General features: G+C 60.3%; 29 protein-coding genes. 9 read left to right on the forward strand and 20 right to left on the reverse strand.

The window, feature by feature from the left end; all coding sequences use genetic code 11:
- Positions 1-34: 34 nt before the first annotated feature.
- Both LH464_RS10460 and LH464_RS10465 read right to left on the reverse strand, forming a co-directional pair.
- On the reverse strand, positions 35-415 hold the full coding sequence (locus LH464_RS10460; RefSeq protein ID WP_226786309.1) for a DUF6481 family protein: 381 nt from the start codon (positions 413-415) through the stop codon (positions 35-37).
- Between the two features lie 174 nt (positions 416-589).
- Positions 590-799 carry a cold-shock protein gene (locus tag LH464_RS10465; RefSeq protein ID WP_226786310.1) on the reverse strand — a complete coding sequence of 70 codons (210 nt, stop codon included), beginning with the start codon at positions 797-799 and terminating at the stop codon, positions 590-592.
- Between the two features lie 677 nt (positions 800-1476).
- Between LH464_RS10465 and LH464_RS10470 the strand changes: the two genes are divergently transcribed.
- The 5 genes from LH464_RS10470 (at position 1477) to LH464_RS10490 (ending at position 4954) form a co-directional block, all read left to right on the forward strand.
- Entirely contained in the window at positions 1477-1632 is a 156-nt protein-coding gene (locus LH464_RS10470; RefSeq protein WP_226786311.1) for a hypothetical protein, read from the forward strand.
- 306 nt (positions 1633-1938) lie between these two features.
- The gene (gene groES, locus LH464_RS10475; RefSeq protein WP_226786312.1) at positions 1939-2235 is read left to right on the forward strand and encodes a co-chaperone GroES; all 297 of its coding nucleotides are present in this window, start codon (positions 1939-1941) and stop codon (positions 2233-2235) included.
- 61 nt (positions 2236-2296) lie between these two features.
- A complete protein-coding gene (gene groL, locus LH464_RS10480) occupies positions 2297-3931 on the forward strand; it encodes a chaperonin GroEL (protein ID WP_226786313.1) in 1635 nt (544 codons plus the stop codon).
- Positions 3932-4155: 224 nt separating this feature from the next.
- Complete coding sequence (locus LH464_RS10485) at positions 4156-4419, forward strand: hypothetical protein (protein WP_226786314.1); 264 nt, start codon at positions 4156-4158, stop codon at positions 4417-4419.
- Between the two features lie 271 nt (positions 4420-4690).
- Positions 4691-4954 carry a DUF1488 family protein gene (locus tag LH464_RS10490; RefSeq protein ID WP_226786315.1) on the forward strand — a complete coding sequence of 88 codons (264 nt, stop codon included), beginning with the start codon at positions 4691-4693 and terminating at the stop codon, positions 4952-4954.
- A gap of 102 nt (positions 4955-5056) precedes the next feature.
- Here LH464_RS10490 and LH464_RS10495 read toward each other — a convergent pair whose 3' ends face one another.
- The 5 genes from LH464_RS10495 to LH464_RS10515 form a co-directional block, all read right to left on the reverse strand.
- Complete coding sequence (locus LH464_RS10495; RefSeq protein WP_226786316.1) at positions 5057-5803, reverse strand: ABC transporter ATP-binding protein; 747 nt, start codon at positions 5801-5803, stop codon at positions 5057-5059.
- Positions 5800-6609 carry an ATP-binding cassette domain-containing protein gene (locus tag LH464_RS10500; RefSeq protein WP_226786317.1) on the reverse strand — a complete coding sequence of 270 codons (810 nt, stop codon included), beginning with the start codon at positions 6607-6609 and terminating at the stop codon, positions 5800-5802. Before LH464_RS10500 ends, LH464_RS10495 begins: the two co-directional genes overlap by 4 nt.
- Positions 6606-7463, reverse strand: coding sequence for an ABC transporter permease (locus tag LH464_RS10505; protein WP_226786318.1), 858 nt, complete (start codon positions 7461-7463; stop codon positions 6606-6608). Before LH464_RS10505 ends, LH464_RS10500 begins: the two co-directional genes overlap by 4 nt.
- Entirely contained in the window at positions 7460-8440 is a 981-nt protein-coding gene (locus tag LH464_RS10510) for an ABC transporter permease (protein ID WP_226786319.1), read from the reverse strand. Before LH464_RS10510 ends, LH464_RS10505 begins: the two co-directional genes overlap by 4 nt.
- Before the next feature lie 76 nt (positions 8441-8516).
- The gene (locus LH464_RS10515; RefSeq protein ID WP_226786352.1) at positions 8517-9986 is read right to left on the reverse strand and encodes an ABC transporter substrate-binding protein; all 1470 of its coding nucleotides are present in this window, start codon (positions 9984-9986) and stop codon (positions 8517-8519) included.
- A gap of 281 nt (positions 9987-10267) precedes the next feature.
- On the opposite strand from LH464_RS10515, the gene LH464_RS10520 reads away from it, so the two are divergent.
- The 3 genes from LH464_RS10520 to LH464_RS10530 all read left to right on the forward strand — a co-directional run bounded on the left by LH464_RS10520 (position 10268) and on the right by LH464_RS10530 (position 12801).
- Complete coding sequence (locus tag LH464_RS10520; protein ID WP_226786320.1) at positions 10268-11509, forward strand: M24 family metallopeptidase; 1242 nt, start codon at positions 10268-10270, stop codon at positions 11507-11509.
- Positions 11510-11622: 113 nt separating this feature from the next.
- Positions 11623-12207, forward strand: a complete 585-nt coding sequence (locus LH464_RS10525) for an RBBP9/YdeN family alpha/beta hydrolase (RefSeq protein ID WP_226786321.1) — start codon at positions 11623-11625, stop codon at positions 12205-12207.
- 144 nt (positions 12208-12351) lie between these two features.
- Complete coding sequence (locus LH464_RS10530) at positions 12352-12801, forward strand: RrF2 family transcriptional regulator (RefSeq protein ID WP_226786322.1); 450 nt, start codon at positions 12352-12354, stop codon at positions 12799-12801.
- A 6-nt stretch (positions 12802-12807) separates the two neighbouring features.
- Here the strand turns inward: LH464_RS10530 and LH464_RS10535 are convergent, their stop codons facing one another.
- The 4 genes from LH464_RS10535 to LH464_RS10550 all read right to left on the reverse strand — a co-directional run bounded on the left by LH464_RS10535 (position 12808) and on the right by LH464_RS10550 (position 17018).
- A complete protein-coding gene (locus tag LH464_RS10535) occupies positions 12808-14025 on the reverse strand; it encodes an acyl-CoA dehydrogenase family protein (RefSeq protein WP_226786323.1) in 1218 nt (405 codons plus the stop codon).
- Between the two features lie 255 nt (positions 14026-14280).
- Positions 14281-14469, reverse strand: a complete 189-nt coding sequence (locus tag LH464_RS10540) for a hypothetical protein (protein ID WP_226786324.1) — start codon at positions 14467-14469, stop codon at positions 14281-14283.
- 351 nt (positions 14470-14820) lie between these two features.
- A complete protein-coding gene (locus tag LH464_RS10545; protein ID WP_226786325.1) occupies positions 14821-15993 on the reverse strand; it encodes a YeeE/YedE family protein in 1173 nt (390 codons plus the stop codon).
- Between the two features lie 95 nt (positions 15994-16088).
- On the reverse strand, positions 16089-17018 hold the full coding sequence (locus LH464_RS10550; RefSeq protein WP_390624964.1) for a sulfurtransferase: 930 nt from the start codon (positions 17016-17018) through the stop codon (positions 16089-16091).
- Between the two features lie 309 nt (positions 17019-17327).
- On the opposite strand from LH464_RS10550, the gene LH464_RS10555 reads away from it, so the two are divergent.
- On the forward strand, positions 17328-17693 hold the full coding sequence (locus LH464_RS10555) for a hypothetical protein (protein WP_226786326.1): 366 nt from the start codon (positions 17328-17330) through the stop codon (positions 17691-17693).
- A 162-nt stretch (positions 17694-17855) separates the two neighbouring features.
- Here LH464_RS10555 and LH464_RS10560 read toward each other — a convergent pair whose 3' ends face one another.
- The 9 genes from LH464_RS10560 to LH464_RS10600 form a co-directional block, all read right to left on the reverse strand.
- Entirely contained in the window at positions 17856-18626 is a 771-nt protein-coding gene (locus tag LH464_RS10560; RefSeq protein ID WP_226786327.1) for an ABC transporter ATP-binding protein, read from the reverse strand.
- Between the two features lie 2 nt (positions 18627-18628).
- Entirely contained in the window at positions 18629-19642 is a 1014-nt protein-coding gene (locus LH464_RS10565; protein WP_226786328.1) for an ABC transporter substrate-binding protein, read from the reverse strand.
- A 39-nt stretch (positions 19643-19681) separates the two neighbouring features.
- Positions 19682-20530 carry an ABC transporter permease gene (locus LH464_RS10570; RefSeq protein ID WP_226786329.1) on the reverse strand — a complete coding sequence of 283 codons (849 nt, stop codon included), beginning with the start codon at positions 20528-20530 and terminating at the stop codon, positions 19682-19684.
- Between the two features lie 23 nt (positions 20531-20553).
- Complete coding sequence (locus LH464_RS10575) at positions 20554-21906, reverse strand: LLM class flavin-dependent oxidoreductase (RefSeq protein ID WP_226786330.1); 1353 nt, start codon at positions 21904-21906, stop codon at positions 20554-20556.
- A gap of 35 nt (positions 21907-21941) precedes the next feature.
- A complete protein-coding gene (gene msuE / locus LH464_RS10580) occupies positions 21942-22550 on the reverse strand; it encodes an FMN reductase (RefSeq protein WP_226786331.1) in 609 nt (202 codons plus the stop codon).
- A 145-nt stretch (positions 22551-22695) separates the two neighbouring features.
- On the reverse strand, positions 22696-24066 hold the full coding sequence (locus LH464_RS10585) for an FAD/NAD(P)-binding protein (protein ID WP_226786332.1): 1371 nt from the start codon (positions 24064-24066) through the stop codon (positions 22696-22698).
- Positions 24067-24106: 40 nt separating this feature from the next.
- Entirely contained in the window at positions 24107-24565 is a 459-nt protein-coding gene (locus tag LH464_RS10590; protein ID WP_226786333.1) for an RrF2 family transcriptional regulator, read from the reverse strand.
- Positions 24566-24712: 147 nt separating this feature from the next.
- The gene (locus LH464_RS10595) at positions 24713-24877 is read right to left on the reverse strand and encodes a hypothetical protein (RefSeq protein WP_226786334.1); all 165 of its coding nucleotides are present in this window, start codon (positions 24875-24877) and stop codon (positions 24713-24715) included.
- Positions 24878-25199: 322 nt separating this feature from the next.
- Positions 25200-25667 (reverse strand): Lrp/AsnC family transcriptional regulator, encoded by a 468-nt coding sequence (locus tag LH464_RS10600; RefSeq protein WP_226786335.1) that lies wholly within the window; start codon positions 25665-25667, stop codon positions 25200-25202.
- Between the last annotated feature and the right edge of the window lie 265 nt (positions 25668-25932).

The raw sequence follows: 25932 nt of genomic DNA on the forward strand, positions 1-25932 counted from the left end.
GCGTATTCCACGCTGCCGGGCATACCCTTGACTGTCAGGCTTTACGAGCCTTGCGAGCCGCATAGCGGCGATCCCGCTCGGCCTTGCGTTCGGCTTCATCGGCCACCACGCGAGAAATACGATTGTTCATTTCTGCCTGCCGGGCTTCGGCTTCGGCTCTCTCACTGGCTTCGGCTGCGGCAGCCGCTGCTGCGGCTTCCGCCAGCAGACGCTCGTTCTCTGCCTGCTTCAAGGCTTCGCGCTCGGCGCGGCGAGCCGCCCTTGCCACGCTCACTGCCTCGCGCGCCGCCAATCGTTCCTGAACTTCAGGATCAGTCGGTTTCGGGGCGGCTGCAAACTTGGTCAAAAGCTCCCGCTTGGCATTCTCCGCAGTCTTGCGGCGCTCGGCAAAGCCATTGTCGCTCGAATGTCTCAATATATCTTCCTCATAGAACTTCAGAAGGCCGTGGCTCGAAGCGCAAACGGCCTGATGGGAAACCTCTCGGATACCGTATGAGGTCAACCAGCCAACGGGAAAAGGCCAGACATCTGTCTGGCCTTTATATGTCTTGCCACCATGCCAGTATGTCCGGTCATGGAGACCGGAGCATTAAACGGCCTGCAGCTGGCCTGCGGACATCTTGCCCGACTTGCGGTCCTGCTCAAGCTCGAAGCTAAGCTTCTGGCCTTCGACAATCGAGCTCATGCCCGCACGTTCGACGGCGGAGATGTGAACGAAGACGTCGGCGGAACCGTCGTCAGGCTGAATGAAGCCGAAGCCCTTGGTGGCGTTGAACCATTTAACTGTGCCAGTGGTCATAACGAACCCCTTCAATGCAAAGATTAATCATCACCGGGCGATTCCCGGCGATTGTTTCGACTTTTGAGAGGGAAAGTTCGTCAACGGCGCATAGCGCAGCAAAAACAAATTCAGCAAACAAAGTATCGAGGGTTCTTCATATATCAGCCACGCCGTCGCGTCAACTTCCTGTTTCAGTATTCGTAAAAATGCTACCTGAGGTGGTGATATGGCGGAGTGTTCACATCTGCAGGAATAGGCGTCCTGTGCTCCGGCTGCAGGGGGATGACGGACCAACTGCTTGTTTTTCACCGCGGCAATCGCTCGTCAGGCAGGTGCGAAGCCGGATCGCCCGCATTCCATTTTTCAACATGAAGCTGTAGGACCGGAATGTGATGACCTTCTTGCCGTGCTGGCGTTCCCGATATGGATGCCGGCACCACGCAGGAACACTTGCGTCGGGTCATCATGATAACGATGAGGGCAGTCGGGCGTCTGTGCAGCCCGCTAACCTTTCTTTGGACATAGTCACTGGGCAATTGGAGCGATTGCGCTCACTTCGAGCGCTGTTTTGGCGGCTTGGCGATCGAAACCGCCCCTCCTTTCTAAAATGGAACCTTTGCCGCCGGCATGTTGCCGGGCGGCCGTATCATCCGATCGAGCGCCCCACGGGAGCGCGAAATTAAATGGAGACTTTTATGACGGACCTCAATTCAGCGCCGGCGAAAGCTTATGACGCGAAAACACTGGCAAAGAAGCATCGCATCAGCGTCGAGGATGCGACAAAGATCATTACTCAGTATGGTGTCGACCGCAAAGCTTCCGACAAGGCGGCGCGTCGCATAGCGGTTTGACGGTCGGGGGATGATTGCCCGGGAGGGAGCCCGCCGCGGAGCGGTCAATACCCTCGCTCCTTCCGTGCGATGCTTCCTATTACCAAGGGCTTGGTAATCATCTCCATCACCGGCGCCGGAATATCCGGCCTCCGGGCTGCTATGACGGCATGAATATCGCCCAACATACAAGAAACGAAATTCCGCGAGCTCAAATCCCGGATTGCTACCAAGGCACGAATTAGTTCTAGCACTCACAACGTAAGACTGCTAAAAGCGCTTATCGAGATCGGCCTTTCGGCTGTGTTCTCGCTGAGGAACCCCAAAATGATTAATGCTAATTTTCGGCCGTTGCACGACCGTGTCGTCGTGCGTCGTATTGAGGCTGAGGCCAAGACCAAGGGCGGCATCATCATCCCGGACACCGCCAAGGAAAAGCCGCAGGAAGGCGAAATCGTCGCCGTCGGCACCGGTGTGCGTGACGAGAGCGGCGCGATCGTGCCTCTCGATGTCAAGGTCGGCGACCGCATCCTGTTCGGCAAGTGGTCCGGCACCGAGATCAAGTTCAACGGCGAAGACCTGTTGATCATGAAGGAAGCCGACGTCATGGGCGTTATCGCCTGACCTCTGCCGCCTCTGTTTCCTATCATGAAGATCATTGGGCGATCAGCCCGGGAGTTTTGCGATGTCTGCCAAACAAATCAAATTCGGCCGTGATGCGCGCGAGAAGTTGCTGCGCGGCGTCGACATTCTCGCCGACGCGGTCAAGGTAACGCTCGGCCCGAAGGGCCGTAACGTCATCATCGACAAGTCCTACGGTGCTCCGCGCATCACCAAGGACGGTGTCACCGTGGCCAAGGAAATCGAACTGGAAGACAAGCTCGAGAACATGGGCGCCCAGATGGTCCGCGAAGTTGCTTCGAAGACCAACGATATTGCCGGTGACGGCACCACGACCGCGACCGTTCTCGCCCAGGCCATCGTTCGCGAAGGCGGCAAGGCTGTTGCAGCCGGCATGAACCCGATGGACCTGAAGCGCGGCATCGACCTTGCCGTCACTGCCGTCGTCAAGGACCTGCTCGCCAAGGCCAAGAAGATCAATACGTCTGAGGAGATTGCTCAGGTAGGCACCATCTCGGCCAATGGCGAGAAGGAAATCGGCCAATACATCGCCGACGCCATGCAGAAGGTCGGCAACGAGGGTGTCATCACCGTCGAAGAAGCCAAGACCGCTGAAACCGAACTTGAAGTCGTCGAAGGCATGCAGTTCGACCGCGGCTACCTCAGCCCCTATTTCGTCACCAATCCCGAAAAGATGGTGGCTGAACTGGAAGATGCTTATGTGCTGCTGCACGAGAAGAAGCTATCCAACCTGCAGGCGATGCTGCCGATCCTGGAAGCTGTCGTTCAGACCGGCAAGCCGCTGCTGATCATCTCGGAAGACGTCGAAGGCGAAGCTCTTGCTACGCTCGTCGTCAACAAGCTGCGTGGCGGCCTGAAGATCGCTGCCGTCAAGGCTCCTGGCTTCGGCGATCGCCGCAAGGCCATGCTGGAAGACCTCGCCATCCTGACCGGCGGCACGGTCGTGTCGGAAGACCTCGGCATCAAGCTTGAAAACGTCACGCTTGAAATGCTCGGTCGCGCCAAGAAGGTGTCGATCACCAAGGAAACCACCACGGTTGTCGATGGTGCCGGCACCAAGGCCGATATCGAAGGTCGCGTTGGCCAGATCAAGGCGCAGATCGAGGAAACCACCTCGGACTACGACAAGGAAAAGCTGCAGGAGCGTCTTGCCAAGCTTTCCGGCGGCGTTGCCGTGATCCGTGTCGGCGGTTCGACGGAAGTCGAAGTCAAGGAAAAGAAGGACCGCATCGACGACGCGCTCAACGCGACGCGCGCCGCCGTTGAAGAAGGCATCGTACCTGGCGGCGGCACGGCGCTGCTGCGCGCCTCCATCGTCCTCGACGTCAAGGGCGAGAACGACGACCAGAACGCCGGTGTCACCATCATCCGCAAGGCCCTGCAGTCGCTGGTTCGCCAGATTGCCGAAAATGCCGGCGATGAAGGCTCGCTGGTCGTTGGACGGATACTGGAGAGCAACACCGACAACTTCGGCTACAATGCCCAGACATCCGAATACGGTGACATGATCGCCATGGGCATCGTCGACCCGGTCAAGGTTGTTCGCACCGCCCTGCAGAACGCAGCTTCTGTTGCCGGTCTGTTGGTGACGACGGAAGCCATGATTGCCGAACTGCCGCGGAAGGATGCTGCGGGCGGCGGCATGCCTGATATGGGCGGCATGGGCGGCATGATGTAACGAGGTCGGTTTCGACCTCGACAAGTACCAAGATCAAGGGCTCCGACCGATCGGAGCCCTTGTCCATTTCATAACAAGACTGCCGATATTCTCGTGCCTGTAGGTGCCCGCACCGCCAATGTCAGCGTTTGTGCGAATATCCGAAGACCCGAGAACATGCCGGCCGACCAGCATCAGTGGCTCTGCGCCCAGCGCAACGGAGCCCGCGACACGATGAGGTGCAGATGATCGTATTGAACAAACCACGCAGTTCCGAGCGCTATCCGGACAGGGATATCGGTTGCCAGGAAGCTCTGGAGCAGGTGTTTCTTGAACTGGCCAAGGGGCTGACGCCGGATGACGTCGTGGCCGCGGCGGGTGGCAATCTCCCGCCGGTTCTGGCTGGTCTTGCAAAGCGCGCTGCCGGTGTCGGCTGGACATTGGAGGAATCGGAAGTCGCCATCAGCGAACTGGCGCAGAACCTCCTGGATGATATGTCCGCCATGTAGGCAACCATCCCCATGGTTCCATGATTGGAGTGGGGTGCGTCCGCCGCTGTGAAGCGACCTGATCAAGCAATGGGTACTTTGTCGTCTCGGGGGTAACGGTTCGTCACCCGGTTGGTGAAGCATCGAACCTGCGGATCGGGCCGTGACAAGTTGCCTTCCAAATAAAAGCACTACCTATTTTCTGGTCCGCTGCCGCCGAAATGGCGACAGGCTCGGATGACCAAAGAATGCGTCTACCGTCCCGGCTCACTCAATCCGAAAAGAGACCACCATGACGCTTCAGTTTCCAAACAGGAGCCGTAGTTACGACGACGTGAAGCGGACGGTTCGCTTTCATGGCTATGACGGCATGTTCGAAGTACGTTTTCTCGTGGAGGCTGCGGCGCTCGTGAAGAAAGCAGATAACAGTATCGCGGAAGCGGAGTGTCTCAACGCCTTCGATAGATCGCGCTCGGCCATCCAGGATGTGGCGATCAAGCTCTATGAGCGTAGTCGCCGATCGATTTATGTGCTGACGGCAGCCGATTTGAAGTGACGGCCCTGTGCTAACGGCATTTCAAAGCCGGTTGCGCGCTATCACGCGCTGGAACCGGCCCGGTGCCGTGACCCGCTGACCATCATCAATCAGGGGGCTTGATCAGGCGGGCATGCGGGGAATGCTGGCGAGAAGTCTTTTCGTGTAGGGATGGCGGGGGGCGGCGAGAATATCACGGGTCCGGCCGCTTTCGACGATCCTGCCGCGCTCAAGGATGACGGTTTCTTCGCAGAGCGAGGCGACAAGGCCGATATCGTGTGAGACGAGCACGAATGTCGCGGTCTTCGAGAGCGTCTTGAGCAGTTCGACGATGCGGATGCGGGTGGAAAGGTCGAGCGCGCTGACGACCTCGTCGGCCAGAATGACGTCCGGTCGCGAAACAATCGCCCGGGCGATCGCAATTCGCTGCCGCTGGCCACCGGAAAATTCGTGCGGATACCGTTCCGCTGCATCGGCTGGCAGACCGACGGATGCGAGGGCGTCCGCAACGGCGAGCTGGATGTCGCCTGGTATTTTCAAGGACCGAAGTGGCTCGGCGATAATGTCGAAAACGCTCTGGCGGGGATCGAGTGACGAGTAGGGATCCTGGAAGACCGCCTGCACTGTGCGACGAAAGCCGCGCATGAACTCCCGGTTTGCCGGCTCCAGCGATACGCCGTTGACGGTGATGGCGCCTTCCGAAGGGCGGTTGAGGCCAAGCAGCAGGCGCAGCAGCGTCGTCTTGCCGGAGCCGGACTCACCGACAATCCCGAGATTGGCGCCCTTGCTCAGCGTCAGGCTGACCTCGTCGAGGGTTCTCTGGTTGCGGGTGTAGCCGAAGGAGACGTTGCGGACATCGATGAGGCTCATGGCGCGATCTCCAGCGCGTCGTCGAAGGCCCGTGCGGCTGCGACAAGGCTCTGCGTATATTCGTGGGATGGCTGACCAAAGACGGTGGCGACCGGCCCCTGTTCGACAATGCTTCCGTGGCGCAGGACCACAACCCGGTCCACCGCGCCGGCAACGACAGGCAGGTCGTGGCTGATGAACAGCAGCGCCATGTTTCGCTCCCGGACCAGCTGGCCCAGCAATTTGAGGATTTCCGCCTGAGTCGTGACATCGAGTGCCGTCGTCGGCTCGTCGGCGATCAGAAGTTTCGGTTTGCAGGCAAGCGCCATGGCAATTGCCGCCCGCTGGCGTTGGCCGCCGGAAACTTCATGCGGCCACGCTTCCGCGATGCGTTGGGGCTGGGGCAGGGAAACCTGGTCGAGCAGGTCGAGAACCTCGCCCATGACAGTTATTGAGTCTGTCGGATGTCCATCGCGCTTCGCCCGGCGACGAACCGCGATGCCGACCTGCCGACCGATCGTCATCAGCGGGTCGAGTGCGGTCAGCGGCTCCTGGAATACCACTGCAGCGACAGTGCCGCGCAAGGGGACAAGATCCCGGTCGCGCGCCCCGACCACCTGTCGCCCATCCAGGAGAACAGACCCGGAGGCTTGCAGCCCATCCGGAAGCAGGCCGATGGAGGCCAGTGCCGTCAGCGATTTGCCGGAACCGGACTCGCCGATCAGGCCAAGGCGCTCACCCGGTGCGACGGAGAAGGAGACGTTGGAGACGAGTGGTTTGCCGCCGGCCTGGATGGTGAGGCTTTCGATGCCGAGAAGCGGGCTCATCGACGCCTCCTGCGTGTGGGGTCGGCAATGTCGCGCAAGCCGTCAGCGAGGAGGTTGACGCCGATGACCAGCGAGACGAGCGCGATGCCGGGTGCAATCGCCCCCAACGGCGCCGTGTATACCGTACCCTGCGCTTCCTGCAGCAGACGGCCCCAGGATGCATTTGGAGGAGGCGTGCCAAGCCCGAGATAGGAAAGCGAGGCTTCGGCGATGACCGCGAGGCCGAATTGCAGGGCGAGATTGACGAGCAGTGTCGGCCAGATGTTCGGCAGGATGTGGATAGCCACGACGCCGATCCACGATGTGCCGGAAATGCGCGAAGCGGTGATGTAGTCCATCCTCAGCACCCGCTTCGCCAGGATACGGGTCAACCGCGCAACGATCGCCGAGTTTGCGATGCCGATTGCGACGATGGCGGTCCAAAGACTTGCGCCGTCACTGGAGGCGACGATCAGCATGGCCAGCAGGAGCGTGGGGAATGCGATTAGGATGTCGAGGCCGGCGGCCAGCATGTCGTCCAGCGTCCTGGAGGCGAAGGCGGCAAGCAAGCCGATGGCTATGCCGATCAGTCCGCCGATGACGATTGCGCCGGTGCCGACGATCAGCGCGATGCGCGAGCCGATCATGATCAGCGTAAAGAGATCGCGGCCCAGCCTGTCGGTTCCCGCGACATGCGCAAGGGACGGCATTTCCAGCCGCCCGCCAGACATGGCGGTTGGATCATAGGGGGTCCAGAAGAGCGTCGACAGGCCGATGACGAGATGCAGGCCGACCACGATGGCGCCGATGGTGAAGGTCCACGATCGGCGGGTGCTGCCTTGCGGCGAGGTATCGATGAGGCTGGTATCGGTCATCGGTCGGTCCCCACCGTGCGGTCGCGTAGCCGCGGATCGATCAACCGCTGTGCGAGATCGGCTGCAAAGCCGACGAGCAGGACCAGAAGCGTCGAAACGAACAGCACACCCTGAACGTTCGGATAGTCACGCTGCTCGATGCCGAGGAGCAGCATGGAGCCAAGGCCGGGCAGCGAGAAGACGCGTTCGACCACGACGGCGCCGAGCAGTGTGGAGGCAAGTTCGATCCCGAGGATCGAGATAACCGGCACCGAGCCGTTTCGGATGCCGTGGCGGATCAGTGCCTCCGAAAAACTCGCGCCAAGCGCGCGTGCGGTACGCAGGTAGTCGCTGCCGAGCACGTCCTGCGTGGCCGAGCGTACGTAGCGGATCAGCGAGGCGGACATGACAATGGCGATGGTGGAGATGGGCAATGCAAGCGATTCAAAGGCCGCTTCGGGTCGCTGCCAGCCGCGTGAGGGAAAACCACCGGAAGGAAAGATCCTCAGATTTACGGCAAAGACCGTCACGAGAAGAATGCCGATCCAGAAGACCGGCACCGCGATGCCGAGCTGCGAGATGACCGAGATGACCGAGCCGTACCAACGATCGGATTTCACGGCGGCGATGATGCCGAGGGGGACGGCGATGACGACCGCCAGAAGGAACGCCATCAGTGTCAGCGGCACGGTGACCGCCAGCCGTTTGCCGATCTCCGGCAGGACGGGTGCCTGGCTGATGAAGGAATTGCCGAGGTCGAAGCGCAAAAGGCTCGAAACGAAACCCACGAATTGCTCGGAAAGCGGCAGGTCGGAGCCAACCTGCTTACGCGCAGCCTCGATCTGTTCGGGGTCCGCTCCAACCGATACGAGCGCGTTCGCCGGATCGCCAGGCAGAAGGCGCAGCAATAGAAACAGCACCATGGCTGCGATCAGGATCGAGACCATGAGGATGGCCAGTCGGCGCAGGAGATAGGAGAGAATGGCAGCACCTTTCATGGGAAACCGCCCGGTGTGGAACCGGACGGTCAACTATATAGCGCGGGTTATGACTTTGCCGAAGGGGAGACCTGGTTCAATCGGCCTTCTTGATGCCTGACACGAAGAACTGCGAATTCAGTCCGTTTAACGGATAACCCGTAACCGACTTCGCCGAGACGACGATTTGCGGATAGAGATAGATCCAGTTGCTGGCAGCATCCTCGGCAATGATCCGGTTGGCTTCCTTCAGCTTTTCCGTCTGCTCGTCGGTGTTGGCGCTCGCTTCGGCCTGCTGGATCAGGTCGACGACCTTCGGGTTGTTGTAGCCCCAGTAGAAGTCGGGATTGCCGTAAAAGACGATGTCGCGGTGGTTGACGTGTTCCTGCAGGGTCGCCTGGAAGTCATGCGCCTTGTAGATCTTCGAGTACCATTCGTTGGCGGTGATGACATTGATGTTCACCGTGACGCCGACCTTGGCGAGCTCCGTCTGCAGGAACTGCGCGGCGATCGGATGAGGGTCGTAGTTCGGCGTGTCGATGGTGAAGGTGAAGCCGTCCGGGTAACCGGCCTCGGCCAGCAGCGCCTTGGCGCTCTCCGGGTCATAGGCGTCGGTCTTTGTAAGGTCGATGTACCAGGGATCTGTGGGCGGAACCATCGAGCCGATCGAAGTGCCGTAGTCGCCCCATACCGCATTGAGCAGCTTCTGGTCGTCCACCGCACGGGCAAGCGCCTTGCGGACCTTGATGTTGTCGAACGGAGCGACGCGGTCGTTGTAGGCCAGCAGCAGCTTTGTCGTGGATTGGCCTTCGGAGACCGTGAAGTCAGGGTTGTCCTTGAACTGCGCCAGCGAATCCGGGCTCTGGACCGACGTGATGATGTCGACGGAGCCCGTCAGCAACGCGTTGTTGAGCGCGGTCGCCTCGGTGAAATACTGGAAGACGACGTCGGCACTGCTTGGTTTCGTGCCCCAATAGCTGTCGAAGCGGGCAAGTGCGAGCGATGAGCCGCGACGCCAGTCTTCGAGCTGGTAGGGTCCGGTGCCGTCTTCCGTAGCCGTCAGGTCGGTCGCCGTATCGTTGACAATCCAGACGTAGCTCAGGTTGTAGGGGAGCGATATCGAGCGGGCGGACAGCTTGATCACCACGGTCGCATCGTCGGGTGTCTCGATGGCGGCGATCGACTTCAAGCTGTTTTTCCGCGAGCTCTTGGATTCAGCCGACGTGACGCGTTCGATCGAGAACTTTACGTCCTTCGCGGTGAGTGGGTCGCCGGAATGGAAGGCGACGCCCGGCTGCAGGGTGAACGTGTAGGTGAGGCCATCATCGCTCACCGTATAGTCCTTCGCCAGGACCGGCTTTACGGTGCCGTCGTCGTTCAGTTGAAACAGCGCCTCGTAGACGTTGCTGTTGAAAGCTTCATTGATGCCTTGGCCGGCGCCTGCGGTGTTGTCGAGGTTCTGCGGCTCGTAGAGCGAACCGATGTTGATCGTCGCGTCGGCGTCGAAGTCCTGCGCCTGTACCGATCCTGCGGCGAGTGCGCCAAATAGCAACGCCGCCGCCGTCATGGTCCGGGCATTGCGTCGGCTGATCTTGAGGATTGCGCCCGCATGGGTCGTCAAACCGGTCATTTCGAAACTCCTAGGGCGAGGGGCCTTTGCGGCCATGCTATGGTTGGCGGAGAATAGCTTAAGCCTCCCCTTGCTGTAACGGTGTCCTGCGACGATTTTTGCCGTCGCCGGGAAACGCTCTTCGCCCGGCTCGCGGCCAGGAGAAATTTTGTTCCAGCCTTGCTGGTGCTTTGATCCGGACATGGCTAAATCCCTGAGGCTATGGATGAGGGTCTGGCATGAGCGATATCGACCGGCAGTATGCGCAGCAGTTGATGGAAGAGGCAGGGCTCGCCGCATTGGTGCTCTTTCAGCCTGAAGCATTTCGCTACGCAACTGGTGCGCCGGCAGGTGTCGCGACCATGTGGGGCCGGGCAGGTTCCGCGATCGCGCTGGTTCCTTCGCACGCCACCACATCCATTGCCGCAGTGGCCAGCGATCACGCTGCGGATGCGTTCCGCCGGCTGGCGCCGGAGGTGGAGCTTCGAACCCATCGAATATGGATCGACATGGCCAACCTCACCGGCGTGGAGACGGTGCAGCAGGTCGATGACGCCTACCGTCGCTCCGGTGTCGGCGGTTCTCGGCCCGAGACGTTTGACCGATCCGTCTGCTTCGGCCTGCTCGGCGATCTTCTCAAGGAACGAGGGCTTGACCGGGAAAGGATCGGCGTCGATCTGGAATTCATGCCCGCGGCAGATTTCGAGGCTCTCAGGCGGGCATTGCCACAGGTAACGTGGCTGGATGGATCGCTGGCGTTTCGACGTCTGAGAATGGTGAAGACGCCCCGCGAAATCCAGCGGTTGCGCCGCGCGACCAAGGCCGCGGTAGCCGGCTTGGTGCGGATGGCTTCGGCAGTAAAGCCGGGAACGACGCTGCCTGAGCTGTCGGCGGCCTGGAAGGCGGGAGCAAATGCCGCTGCCACCGAAGACGGCTATGCATTGAGCGGTCATTGGGACTTCATTTCCGTCGGTCCGGACCTTTCGGACATGTCGGCGGTGGTGACGCCGGGCGCGCTGATAAAGGCGGATGTCGGGACGCTGGTCGATGGCTATTCTTCCGACGGAGCACGGACATTCACCTATGGGCCGGCCTCGCCACTGGCGCGCGACGTCTTCAAGGCGCTGGAAAATGCGTTCGCTGCCGGGCTCGAGAAGCTCCGTCCGGGCAACTCATTTGGCGCGGTGCATGCTGCCATGCTGGCCGCGATGCGCAAGAGTGGATTTGGCGAATACTACCGTGGCCATTTCGGCCATTCGGTCGGCGGCGGTGTCGGCATCGAGGAGTGGCCCTTCTTCTCCAGCGACAATCAGGAAATTCTTCGTCCGAACATGGTCGTAGCGCTGGAGGCGCCTTTCTACGGGCAGGGGCTGGGCGCCCTGATGATCGAGGATCAGTTCCTGGTGACCGAGATCGGTGTGGAATGCATGAATGCCCTGCCGCGAGGACTGCGCGATCTGTCCGCCGGCCAGGGAGCATAGGCAGAATCCCCGAGCATAATAATCTACTGTTTCACTAGATTATGGTTGCGTGTTGCCTGCCAATTTTTCGCGTCCCGCTAAACTTTGAGGGTCTCAAGTTGTCGGAGGATGCGATGTATCAAACGCTTATTCTACCGGGTTTCAAAGGGTCGCCGGCGGGGCATTGGCAGCAGTTTTGGGTAGATGACCATCCTCATGCATCGATCCTGGAGCAGGAGGATTGGGATTGCCCCGTTCTTGAGGACTGGCAGCACCAGTTGGACAAGGTCCTGTCTCGATCGGATGGTGTCTTTCTGGTCGCGCACAGTCTTGGGTGCCTGCTGGCCGCAAGCTATGGCAGAAGGGCCTTATCCGAGAAAATCCGGGGCGCGTTGCTGGTGGCGCCGTGTTCTCTGGACGTTACGTTGAGGCTTCATCCCTGCATGATCGAGTTTGGTGATGCCCCGTTGGCGCGGTTGCCATTCCCCAGCCTCGTCGTTGGAAGTCTCAACGATCCGTATATGAATGTTCGGGAGCTCGAACGGCACGTCAAATGCTGGGGCAGCGATCTGGCGACTATCGGCTTTGCTGGTCATATCAATGTCGCCAGCGGGTTTGGGCGATGGGAGGAAGGTTACGGCTTCTTCGAGCGTCTGATCGGAAGCAGGCTTGCCGGTCTTCCTCGACGGTTTCGGTCGCCTGTCCAGCAAGCTCTCTAGCCTTGTCCATGCGCTTGAGAACCTACGAAAGATTGTGTTTCGACGCATTCAGGACAATTGAACCTTGCGTTCCGGTCTTGTATCGGTGGGATACTGACGGCAATGCGCTGTCGGATCACAAGGCAGGCAGGTTTCGTACTCTCGATGCTTACAAAAAAAGGAAAATATGGGCTGAAAGCCCTTGTTCACCTCGCTCAGCTGGAGCCTGGAAAGACTGCCTTTGTAAGCGAGATCGCAGTTCAGAATAATATCTCCAAGAAATTCCTCGATGCCATCCTGCTTGAATTGCGCAAGGGTGGCATCCTGCGGTCCAAGAAGGGCCCTGGCGGTGGCTATGCCTTGTCCAAGCCGGCTTCCGAGATTTATGTCGGCCACGCCGTTCGAATTCTGGACGGGCCACTTGCACCCATCCGCTGCGCCAGCAAGACAGCCTTCGAAGCCTGTGACGACTGCAATCACCCGGAAGACTGCCAGATCCGCCATTCCATGACTGAAGTTCGTGATGCGATTGCATTCGTGCTCGACAACATGACGCTCGAGCAGATGGTCGCAAAGCGGTCGAACGCCTTGCTGGACGACGTTTCGAACGGTTGATCGTTCTTAGAACTGGCCGTTCGGACGCGGTACCTTGCCGTTCAGGTGAAAGTCGCCGATGGCGTAATGTTTCCAGCGAACCGGATCATGCAGCGTGTGCATCCGGGCATCAGACCAATGGCAATCCAGGCCCGGCTCCCCCTTGCTCGGCGAAGGATCCGCCAGTTCGTCGAGGCTGCGGTTCGCCTCAAGGGCGGCATCGGCGGTCAGGGCTTTCGCCGCGGCGACCGCAATCGAGGCCTCGATCGCCGTTTCCTGTGATTGGTCGATCTGTGCCACATCGACCTTACGGCCGGCTCGTTCGAGGAGCGCGCACGCCGCTTCTATCTTTATCGCGATGGATCCTGTTCGAGCGATCGTCAGCTGATCTCCGCTCGTCGCCCCGGTCTCAGGGCGGCCACTGCCACGTTCTCCCGTACGCAGAAGTCGGATCATCTCAGCAAAACTAGAACGCGCGATCCCGAGGTCGACGGCTGCCAGCAAAAGCTGGCCGAGCGCGCCGAGCGGTACGTGCCGCTCGAAGTTACGGTAGTGGTCGATCACCGCATCCTGCGAGACATAGATATTGTCAATGACGACGCCACCTCTTGCGGCCGCCCGCGGACTGAGGACATGTCCCTCGTCGACAATGGCCAAACCTTCTGTCTGGCGCGGAACGATCGCCATCACGATCCGGTTCTGTGGGTCCAGGCAGAAGATCGCCATCCAATCGGCGAACAAGGCGCCGGGCGAGCAATATCCGCGGCCGGAAATACGATAGCCGACACCGTCCGGTATCAGGCGGATCGCAATGTCTTCTGAAGCTGTCGGTTCGGCTTCCGTCAGCACGTCGGCAAAATATTCCCCGGCAAGCGCTCGAGCGAAGAAGTACTGCTTTTGCGCGTCGCTGCCGGCCAGTCGCAGCGCTTCGAGAATATAAAAATGGCTCTGAGGAATTTGCCCGACCGAACTATCGGCCTCGGAAAGGATCGCAATCAGTTCCGCCAGTGATGCGTTGGATATATCTGTGCCCCCATACTCGGAGGACACCGTCACCCCCAGAAGTCCGGACTGAGCGACGAGAGCCATCTTGTCATACGGCAGTATCCGGTCGTGGCCCCTGTGGTTTGATCTCGTAGCAATACGCTCAGCGATGGCTTTGGCCACCTCGATCGCTTCGTCTTCCGTTGCAAGGTAGGGAGGAACCGCACGGATCTTTGCAGCGAGATGGAAAACGTTGCTCATCGCAACACTCCTGTGAGTTCCATGACTGATTGAGCGTTCGGGTCTAATGGGGCATTTAGCCACGCTTGAACCGCGACGGAAAGAAATAAACCTTCAATTCGCAAGTACAGCGTGATGCAGATTTCCTAATCTGCGGCCGGATCGCAGACAGTATGCTCTTTCATCGCTGTTCTGTCGGATGAGGCTCTTCCCCTTGGACTTAGCGGGCCGGAGCTGCACTGTGGGAAAGCTCCGACCCAATTCCGCTGCCGCCCGTCAGGCAGCAATCGCTGCGGTTTGCGCCATGTGGTTGCCTATGGCGGTTCTCAATTCATCGACGCTCCTGAAACGCTGGTTGTCCAGGTCGATGACATGAAATTTAACTGCGATAAATCGAAGTGTGTCGTCCTGAGGGACAACTATCCCGACGGGTAGGCCGCCGTATTCAATGACTTGCTTTTGCATTGTCGTTTCTCCGCCTGTCAGGCCACTGTCGTTGGAAGCTTGTCTGGTTTCGATTTTGCGAAACCCGCATTCGCGACATGGAGAGACAACAAAATGCCATGGCGGTGGGAAACGAGGTGGTGCGCAGTTTTACCGATTTGATTGCGGTCATGAGAAAATCCTCGCCGTGGCATTGTCTACAGCCAAGATAGACTAATCAGGGCCAGGTTCAAGCGACAGGTTAGGGTTTCTGGAAGAAAGAACTAACGATGTGGCTGGATGCTCCAATACCAAGGCAAGCATTCTGACTACGTGAAGATAAAGGGAATTTCATTCTACGTCCGAAGGTCTGGTTCTCTCAGAGCATGGACATCATCGCCGCTGCGATGCGTATTTCTGAACCGACATTACCGCCCAGGCTCCGACCGTGCAGAAAACGAGGAAGACCCATCCGGAAAGTGCGCCGGCGTGGATACCTGAAAGCAATACCCCTACGGTGCATCCAAGGCCGGTCATCGCACCCCAGCCCATCAGCACGCCGCCGAGGAAACGGGTCGCAAGTCCGCCCATGCTCGGCCAGGACGGTTGAAACCGGCCTGCGAGCAGCGACGATGCGAAGCTTGCGGCAACAAGGCCGCCGACGAAGACGCCGTTCGGTGAGAGAATGGCGGTTTTGATCGCACTGATGCAGCCCCGCACCGTGTCGAGTCCCACGAGCGTCTGGGGCACAAGCCCTGTCGATGCCGCTGCGGTTCGGACAAGGCTGCCAAGTTCCGCGGTCACGCCAAGCGGTGCGACACGCAGATAGGAGAAGGCGCTGATGGCGGCGATGAGGATGCCTGTCGTTACCGGCGGCCATCGCTGAACGAATACGGCTTCGAATACGGTGGAAGCCGTAGTGGGCGGCAATGGATCCGCCTTGGCAACGCGTCCAAGCCGAAGCACGAGTGCTGTGAGCAGGCCGAGCACCGCAAGGGCGCCAAGGGTTGCGCCGGCATATCCAACCCTTTCCGGCAGCCACACGGCCGGGTCATCATAGACCGTCAGGGTGTAAAGGGTGTTCCAGCTTGCAAAGCCGGCAAGGAAGCCCAAAGCCGCCCCCAGAAGTGCGGCGAGAGAGCCGAATGCTCCCTCTCCAAGACGATAGAAGTGTGCGGAAAGGCAGGAGCCCGAAATGGCCATGCCGACACCGAAGGTCAGTGCGGCGAGAGCAAGTACGACGCCGACAGGGCCGATATGGGCGGTCGGCGGCAGGCGGCCCGGCTGTGGAACCGGAACCCAGGCACCCAGGACGACCTGATAGAGCACGATGCCGGCAGCAAGCGCGACCAGGATGGCGGTCAGCCCGGACGGGTCTCGTTTCTCCACGAAATCGCGCAGGTTACAGAGAAAGCAGAAGCGTCCTCTCTGCAATACGATTCCGAACGCTGCACCGGCGAGCAGCGAGTACGAAAGCACTCTCCCTTGCGCGTCTGCCGCAAGCAGGATGCCGGAGAGGATGATTGCGCCAAGAATGGCGACGGAGGCGAGGCGGGCAAAGGTCATTGGCACGAAATCAGCAAAACGGTGAAATGGCGAAGCGGACGGACTTCAGTCCGGCCGCTTCGGCGATCCATCGGCTCAAAACGAAGAGAGCCTGATTATTTTCCGGTCCATACAGTGCCGGCGAGGTTGGTCACCGGAACACCGACTGCGTTGCCGTATTCCGTCCATGATCCGTCATAGTTCCTGACGTCATAGCCAAGGATCTTCTTCAACGCGAACCACGTGTGGCTGGAGCGCTCGCCAATGCGGCAGTAGGTGATCACCGGCGCGGTGCCGTCGATACCTTTCCCGGCGTAGATAGCCTTGATCTCGTCGGCGCTCTTGAATGTGCCGTCCTCGTTGACGATCGTGCCCCAAGGAACATTGACAGCGTTCGGTATGTGACCTGCCCGAACCGACAGTTCCTTCACGCCTTCGGGCGCGAAGATCTTGCCGGAATATTCGTCGGCGGAGCGAATATCCACCAGCTTGACGTCATGCTTGCCTTCTGCAACGGCGACCACATCGACGAAGCGCGCACGAACAGCATTGTCGCGCTCCGCAAGCTCAAGCGTAGAATCCTCATGGTCGACTGCAGCCGTATCGAGAGGCAGTCCCTTTGCTTCCCAGAGCTTCCGCCCGCCGTCCAGCAGTTTGACCTGGTCGCCAAGCCCATAGACCTCAAAAATCCATGCACCCCAGGCAGCAAACCAGTTGTTGTTGTCGCCGTAGAGGACAATCGTGGTGTCCTTGTCGACGCCAGCATCCCGGAGCACCTTCTCGAACGCCTCGCGGCTTGCGATATCCCGTTTTTCAGGATCGACCAGATCGGTGTGCCAATTGAGATGAGCGGCGCCCGGAATGTGCCCGCGTTCGTAGACACCCGTGTCCACGCTGACCTCAAATATGCGAACCTTCGGATTGGAAAGGTTGTCCTGCAGCCAATTGGCGTCGACAAGCGCTTCCGATGCCATTGCCGTACCACTGAGGAGCAAGGCTCCGAGGCTTCCGGCAGCAAAACGCTTGATGGTCGAAAAAAAAGTCATGATCTTCAGTCCCCAGCTCAGTTTACTTGATGGGGCATATGCTCGCACAGGGAGCAGCCTCATAAAGAACAGTCATTCTATAAAAAAGATAGAAAATGATAAGTTTGAGCCGGATTGAGGCCTGCGGTAATCGCCCATACCAACGGGCCTCGGCCCGGTTCGAACCATGGTTGAATACGGAAGGCCGGCCGGCATAAACGCTGCTTCCCGACCGCGATCTTTCGCTGGTATTTCTCTACTTGTTCAGTAGAGTTGGAGCCGCTGGGGTTTTCCGGTGTTGTGATCCGCAACGTGAGAAGGAGACAGATCATGATGACCTTGCCACACCTCTCTGATGGCCATGCGCCAATTACCTTGCATAACTTGTTCCGCGAAGCGTTGTTTGCGTTCGATGATTGGTCGATCGGCGAGAATGAGCCCGTGGTCGAATCGGCAGATGGAGTCGTTTCGATCGGGGAAATATTCGTCCACATGCGAGGGTGTACCGATATTCTGCCGTCTCATCTGGTCGGTGAGATCACCGATCGCCTCTCCAAGCCGTGGGAGGGCGATGGGCCGCTTAACGAGATGACATTCGGGACCGCCGCCCGCATGATGAGTGTTCTCGTGCGGCAAAATCGCATGGCCTACCGCTACCTGCCTAGGGTTCCTGTGGTGCAGCCCGGCGCGAGCTAAGGCTGATAAATCGACAGTCGAGCAGGCGTCTTGAGACGCTTGGTGACCATCACATACTAAGGCGGCCCGGAACCTTTAAGGTTTCGGGCCGCTGCAGATAGGGGGGCCTGGTTCAGTCAGCTGTTACGACTTCACGGTGCTATGGCGTGAAGAGATTTCAGATCAATGCAGGCCGAATTCGGCCAGCAGGGACTGGCGGAGCGCCACAAAGCGTGGCTCGCTCCGATCCCGAGGGCGCGGGAGATCCACGTCGATCGTCCGGATCACACCGCCCTTGTGTTTGGGCAGGACCAGTACGCGGTCGGCGAGATAGACCGCTTCCTCCAGATCATGGGTAACAAGGACCATGGTGACGTGCTCCTCGGACCATATCCGGGTGAGTTCCTCCTGCATGGTCATCTTTGTCATTGCATCGAGCGCGCCCAGGGGCTCGTCGAGCAACAGCAGTTCCGGCTGTACCGCAAGCGCCCGCGCGATGCCCACGCGCTGTGCCATGCCGCCGGAAAGCTGGGCGGGATAGGCTTCCGAAAAATCCAGAAGCCCCACGAGGCGCAGGTAGTGGCGGGCACGGTCGGCGGCCTCCGTGGCTGAAACGCCGCGCACCTCAAGCGGGAAGGCAACGTTCCGGATTACCGTCAGCCAGGGCAGCAGGCGCGGCTCCTGGAAGATCACCGCACGTTCGGATCCCACGCCGTGGATAGGCGCTCCGTCGACAAGAACGTCGCCGGAATCGGCAGCCTCGAGCCCCGCCAGGATGCGCAGCAGGGTCGTCTTGCCCGAGCCGCTGGCGCCGACGATTGCCAGGCACTGGCCGCTTTCGACATGAAGATCGAGGCCGCGCAGCACATTCAGTGCGCGGCCGTTGAGGGAGAAGGATTTGGAGAGGTCCCGGATGGAGACCTCGCCGCGCCCGCTTGCCTGTCCTTGCGTCATGATCAGCCTCCGCTCGCAACCGTCTCGGCAGCGGGTGCATAGAGAATGTCCTCCGCCTTGAGCTGGCCTTCGGAGAGCTTGCCCTCCCGGACGAGGACGTCGATCCAGAACTGGACGTCGCGATCGACCGCACGGCCGCCCGGACGCACGCCATAGCCCGCGAAATATTGTGCGATTTCAGGGTTTTCGCCGCGCTCTTTCAGGACGCGCGCGAGGACTTCCTTGGTTTTGTCCGGGTTCTCGCGGGCGAAATCGAGCGCCTTGGCAGAGGCGTCGACGAATGTCTTGGCAGCTTGCGGATGCTCTTCCGTCCAGTCGCGCCGCAGTACCACGAAGCCGCCTGCGATCTCGCCGAGCACGCTCGTATCGCCGAAGATCGGGCGCAGACCGCCCACCTTGCGCGCGGCACCCTCGAAGGTCGTCTGCCAGTAGCCGAATGCCGAGACGTCCACCTGCTTGGAGCGCAGGACCTGCTCCAGTTGCGGGCCTGGAACGACGACTAGGCGTGCGGCATTTTCGGCCAGGCCCTCGGCATGCAGGGCTTCCCGCACGGTGTAGTCGAGATGGGCGCCAAGCGTATTCACCGCAACGGTCTTTCCGACGATATCCTTGATCGACTGGATCGGGCTGTCCTCGAGCACGTAGAAGATGCTTTGAACCTCGGCATTGATCCCGTTGCTGGGATAGGCCGCCACGAAGTCGTTGCCGCCTGCGATGGAGTTGAGGACCGCGGCAGTCGCCGCGCTGCCGAGTTCGACGCTACCGGACGCCAGTGCGAAGAGAGATTCAGGCCCGCCGCCGGCATAGCCAATGTTTTCAAGCACGATCCCCGTGCCTTCGAAATAGCCAAGTTCCTCGGCCAGTTCGTGGGCCGAGACGCCTCCATGACTGCCAAGGAAGCGGATCGTCGTGGCTTCTTCGGCGGCTTTGGCCGCGCCGAAGAGGGTGGTCGTTGCCAGTAGTGCGATGGCTGAATGAAGTGCCAGGGAGTTGAGGGATCTGCGGGTGATTTTCATGACGGTGAAGCCTTTCGATCAAAATTGGAAACGGAGCAGTCAGCGGCTGAGCTGGTTCCAGCGGCAGAGCCTGCCTTGCAGGCGTTCGAGCGCGTAGTTCGCGCCGAGCCCCAGGATTGCCAGCAGCAGGATCGCAGCGAACATCAGGGGGATCTGGAAGTTGTACTGGGCATTCATGACCTGGAAGCCGACGCCGCTATTGGCGCCGATCATCTCGGCGGCGATCAGGAGGAGCAGGGCGGTGGTTGCGCTGAGTCGCAGGCCGACGAAGATGGAAGGCACTGCGCCCGGCAGTACCACGCGCCGGAAGATGGTGAGCCGCGAGGCGCCGTAGACGCGAGCCATCTCGATCAGCTTCGGATCCGCCTGCTTGACGCCGCCTATCGTCGCCAGAAGGGTGGGAAACAGTGTTGCCCAGAAGATCACGAAGACCTTGGACGCTTCTCCGAGCCCGAGCAGGAGGATGAAGACCGGGTAGAGGGCCAGAGCCGAGGTCTGCCGGAAGAGCTGCAGAATGGGGTCAAGGCTGTGCTCGACTGCCTTGACCTGCCCCATGAACAGTCCAAGTGGAATGCCGATGATGACGGCGGCCGAGAAGGCGATGCCCGCACGCTGCAGGCTGATGGCGACATCGTCCAGCAGGAAGCCGCCGGCGATACCGTTCCAGAGCGCCGAAATGATCTTGTCGAGCGGCGGGAAGACCGCCGGGTTGAGCCAGCCCGCTTCACTGGCAACCTGCCAGAAGACGAGGAAGGCGATGAGTACACCGTAGCGGCTCCCCAGCCGGGCAAGACCGGCGACGGCCTTCTCGGCGAGGCCCGCGGAAAAGGGCGTGTCGGATTTGCTCCGACGGAAGGCGCCACTCTGTTCCGACTCGATGATAGACATGGTGGATCCTCTCCGTTCACGGATCATTCGGCTGCCTGGACCGCGGTTCGCGCGGTGGTCCAGCGATTGTGGGGGTAGGGAAGCCCAAGGTTCTCACGCAGCGTGCGACCCTCGTAAGCGGTGCGGAACAGTCCGCGACGCTGCAGCTCGGGGATGACCAGCTCTACGAAGTCCTCCAGCGCCGTCGGCAGCCAGGGCGGCAGGATGTTGAAACCGTCGGCCGCCTCGTTCTCGAACCATTCCTGCAGCGTGTCGGCAATCTGCGTCGCAGACCCAACGACCGTGAAATGGCCACGCGCCGAGGCGACCCACTGGTAGAGCTGACGGATGGTGAAATTGTTCTCGTCGGCGATCTGGCGGATTAGCGTCTGGCGGCTCTTCATGCCCTCCGTCGGTGGTGCTGGTGGAAGCGGGCCGTCTAGATCGTAGCCCTTGAGGTCGAGTGTTCCGCCGGTCAGTCCGTTCAGCAGCGCGATCCCGTCCTGCTCCACGATGAGGCTCGTGAGGCGATTGTACTTTTCGCGCGCCTCTTCTTCCGTCCTGCCAACGAAGGGTGAGACGCCAGGCATGACCAGGATATGGCCCGGGTCTCGGCCGAGACCTTGTGCTCGCGACTTGATGTCCCGGTAAAACTCCTGCGCCGTATCCAGACGCTGGTGAGCGGTGAAGATGACTTCCGCCGTCGCTGCGGCAAGCCCGCGACCGTCTTCCGACTGGCCGGCCTGGACGATGACCGGGTGACCTTGCGGAGAGCGAGGTACGTTGAGCGGGCCCTTGACCTTGAAATGTTCGCCGCGATGGTCCGCGCTATGCAGCTTGTCCAGATCGGAGAACACGCCGCTTTCCTTGTCGCGGATGAAGGCGTCATCCTCGAAGCTCTCCCAGAGCTTCTTGACGACCTCGACATGCTCCTTCGCTCGGGCATAGCGGAAGGCGTGTGGATGCTGCTGGTCGAGATTGAAGTTATAGGCAGCAGCCTCCGTGCCGGTGGTCACGACGTTCCAGCCGGCCCGGCCGCCTGAAATGAGGTCGAGTGACGCGAACTTGCGGGCAAGGTTGAACGGCTCTTCGTAGGTGGTGGAGGCCGTCGCGATGAAACCGATATGAGAGGTGAGAGGCGCAAGTGCGGAAAAGAGCGTGACCGGTTCAAGCCCTGCCACCTTGGCGCTGCCGCCTTCGGAGCCACCGCCGAAGGAGACGGCCAGGCCATCGGCCAGGAAATAGGCATCGAACAGGCCGCGTTCGGCCGTCAGTGCAAGCTGCTTGTGGAATTCGAAGCTGGTAGCGCCGTCCGCCGGCTGGTCCGGGTGCCGCCATGAAGCGATGTGTTGCCCACCGCCGGGCAGGAAAGCACCAAGCCTGATCTGTCGGGTCATATCTGAATTCTCCTGATGGGATCGATAAACGTGCGTCACGAAACGGCGGCGACTGCGTTGGCATTGCCGCGCCAGCGCTCGATTTTCGCGGTGAAGGGCAGCTCCCTGAGGTCCGGTTTCAGATATGGCTCCAGTTGCGAGACGGCGCGGTCCAGTCTGTCGGTGACACTGGCGGAAGCAAGCTGGCCATCCATGAAGTCGCGATCGGAGGCGTACACACCGGTGGCAAGCGTGTGGGCCTCGAAGAAGGCAAAGAGCGGACGCAGGTGGTGCTCGATGATCAGCGCGTGCTTGTCTCCTCCACCGGTCGCGGCCAGGAGAACCGGTTTGCCGACAAGTGCCGTTGGTTCGATGAGATCGAAGAGGTGCTTGAACAGCCCGGGATAACTGCCCTTGTAGACCGGGGTTGCAACGATCAGCGCCCTTGCTTCGACGATGTGGTCGACAACGTCGCGCCCGGGACCAGTCAGATCGCTCAGATGGCGTGCGGCTGCAAAGTCCGGTCCCAGCTGCGAAAGATCGATGACCTTGGAACGGCCGCCATAGCTGGCCACCGTGCGTGCAACAGCCTCTTCGACGAGGCCTCTGGTGCGGGAAGGCACACTGAAACTGCCAGCGAGGCCGACGATATCGAACTTGGACATGGGGCGTCTCCTTCGTTTAGTCTATCGAATTGGTAGACTAAACGCGTTCGCCCGCTGGCGTCCATTTCGTTGTTGTTGGCGGAAAGAGAAGAGGTTTAGCGCAAACGGGGAAGGGGAGAGAACGATTGCCTCTCCCCTTTGCGACCTAATTGGTTTCCCGACGGGGTGCGGATTCGTTCAGCCCGGGAGTGCCGAGCAGCAGCTCGGCCAGCCGGGCCGCCTGCTCGCGGATATCCGGAACCGCGGTAATTTCCCAATGAGAACCGCGTGTGATCGGACCGATACCGAAGACGCGGGCTGTGCTGCACCCGTTCGCATCGACCAGGGCGTCGTGCTTGTCGAAATCCAGGCCAAGCTTCAGGGTGTCGACACGGGCAAGGCCATCGTCCAGCAGAGACTGTATGAGCCGGTTTTTTGTGGGAAGCGAAAGGCGACCGAAGCCGCGGCAGTCGATTGCGTGCGAGGCTTCCAGAACCAGAGGTTCCCTGCTGCCGGACGGACGATAGGTGATGTTCGTACCATGCGCCGTCCTGTGCGCCTCCTGGAAGTGCCCCCTGATGATCCGTAGCAGGCCGGAAGCCTGTGCATCGGCGATGCGGTCGGCCGATGCCGGGGGCATCCGGTGACGGTGCGTGTCCCACAGGCTGGAAGCATGCCGCAGGAAGCGCCCACGGCTTTCGTGCGGAAGATGGCGCCAGAGCATCTGCGTATGCGGCCGCAGCCCATCGATGATGTCGCGCCAGTTTCCGCCCGCGGTTTCGTGCGACCGGATTGTGGAGCGCAGCCAGTGCATCATGTAGGCGAGGCTGGTCCCGATGGGGATATCGGCAGTCGAGAGCTTCAGCGGTTTCGTCACCCTGTGAGGCTGGGGCAGCAGGCCGCGCCGGGAGAGCGCATAGATCGGTCCCGATTGGCCGGAATCCAGCAGCGACATCACCATGTCGACCATGGTGAGGCCGGTGCCGACGAGAACCACCGGCGCAGCAAGGTCATGCTTTTCGGGCCGGGACCAGGGGTCGTCCAGCCCGGGTTCGTGACGCCCGTCGCGACAATAGCCGGTTGCGAGGATCGCGAAGTGGGAGGGAAGCACGGTGCCATCGGACAGCGCCACTTCCACTCCGTGCTCATGGGGGCGCAGCCCGGTGCATTCCTGCTTCACGATGCGCAGCCGTGGAACTGCCGACGCATTGGGCTCGGCGGCGATGAGTTCGGTAAGGTAACGACCGTAGACCTTGCGTGGCACGAACTCCAGTCCACCGCCGGAACTCAGCCCTTGCCGTTCCAGCCAGCGGGCGAAATGTTCGGGCTCCTCGGGAAAGGCGCTCATGTTGTGGACACGGGTATTGAGGAGGTGACTGGACTGGTCGGTGGAATAGGCGATGCCGCAGCCCACATCCTCGCGGCTTTCGACGAGCGTGATCCGCAGCCTTTCCGGGCTGCTCCTGCGCCTGAGCAGGTGGGCGGCCGCGAGCGTTCCGCTTGCGCCGCCTCCGATAATCGCGACATGCAGGGTCATCGTACCACCTCCGAAACCGTGACGAGGAGGCGTTGACGGATCAGGATGCCGCCAGCACCTCGTCGAGATCCGCCTTCTCGTCCTCCACCATTTGCCGCATCGCAGTGAGGGACTTGTTGTCCAGAACGGCGGCGATCGCCTCGCGCACTTCCAGCATGGTGAGCCGAACCGCGCAGGCGTTCTCGTCGGGGCAGTCGTGGCAGCGATGATAGGCCGTCCGGCTGGCACAGTGGATCGGGGCCAAAGGCCCGTCCAGCACCCGTAACACGTGGCCCACCATGATGGAGTCCGGTGAACGGGTCAGGCAATAGCCGCCTCCGCGCCCCTTGCGGGTCTGCACGAAGCCGCTGTGCCTGAGATCTGCGAGAATTGCGTCCAGGAACTTCTTGGAAATCCCGTGCTTTTCCGAAATCTCGATGGATTGTGCCATGACCCCGGGAGGCAGGCCGGCAAGATGATAGAGCGCCTTCAGCCCATACTTGCCTTTCATTGACAACATCGAGTGAATTTTCCTTTGGGATGTTTGCAAGAGAAAATCTCTCTACATCATACAGGTGTCTGCTCTGTTGGCCGCCAGAATCTCTGCGCATCTTAGCACTCCTTTGCTCCCAAACCACGGCTGGTCCGCATGGCTCTGCTACTGCTTTCAATCCGTCAGCAGTGACGCGATTTCCCCTTTCGACGTTTGAGGCTGCTCATTTGTTCCGCGATCGGAAAACGGAAGAGAGATCAGCACGACTACGAGCAGGTAGGACGCCAGAAAGGCGGCCCATCCGAAGACTTTGTCGAACTTCTGTCTGCTGTCATGCATGTTGCGAAGCTCCTTGAAACTCGATCTGAGATACGAGGCGCTGCCTGATGGCAGGCCGCACGATGTTTCCGTGGGGTCCAGTGGGCCTGTCGGCCGAGGGACAAAGCTCTTGCGCTGCTTGATATTGAACGATGCGGGAGCTGGCCCGCGCATAAACGGGCCGTGGCCCGTCGTTCAGACCAGGGATGGTAATGGTTTGCGCCATCGAACATTCCTTAAACGTCTGACATCAGTCTACCGAACCGATAGACAATGTACATTCCAAAACAGGGGCCGCAGAGAGCGGTTCTCTTCTCTTTCGCCGATGGCATGGAGAAGGTTCCTATCGCTTGGCGGTGTCGATTGGGTACGCCGTCGAACTCTTCATCCGCTCCATGGCGAAGTGCGACGTGACGTTCTTCAGCGTCACGGCTTCGGTCAACGTCTTGTAGAAGGCGTCGTAGGCAGCCATGTCGGCAACGGCGACCCTGAGCATGTAATCCACTTCGCCTGCCATGCGATGGAGCTCCATGACTTCCGGCATGCTCTCGATTGTGCTGAGGAAAGTGTCGCGCCATGCCGGGCTGTGGTCCGATGCCTCGATGGCAACGAAGACCGTCAGTCCGAAGCCGATCCGTTCCGGGGCGACCAGAGCCACCCGCCCGAGGATGATGCCGGCCTGTTCGAGCTTTTGGATTCGTTTCCAGCATGGCGTTTGAGAAAGGCCGACACGTTCGCCGATCTGCGCTACCGATAGCGTGGCATCGCGCTGCAGTTCGGCAATGATCTTGCGGTCGATCAGGTCCAGCATGCTACCTCCATCCGCTGCATGGGATAAAGGCTAGTGCAAATCCAGATTATGTCTAGTGGGATAGTAGACTAAGTGGGCCGCCAAGCACCCGGGCCCAGCGGGGGCCGGCAGAGTTCTATCGGATGGAGCGGTCACGGATGTTCATGGACGGGCCAGGCGCCTTGGGTTCCTGTCCTGGCACCCAAGGCATTCTTTCACTCAGGCAGCAGGTGCTAGATTGCTTCTGCTTTCCATGGCTTCGCGAAGGTTCTCGTCGATCTTGTCG

Source organism: Pseudorhizobium xiangyangii (genome assembly GCF_020531965.1).
GTDB classification, from domain to species: Bacteria; Pseudomonadota; Alphaproteobacteria; order Rhizobiales; family Rhizobiaceae; genus Neorhizobium; species Neorhizobium xiangyangii.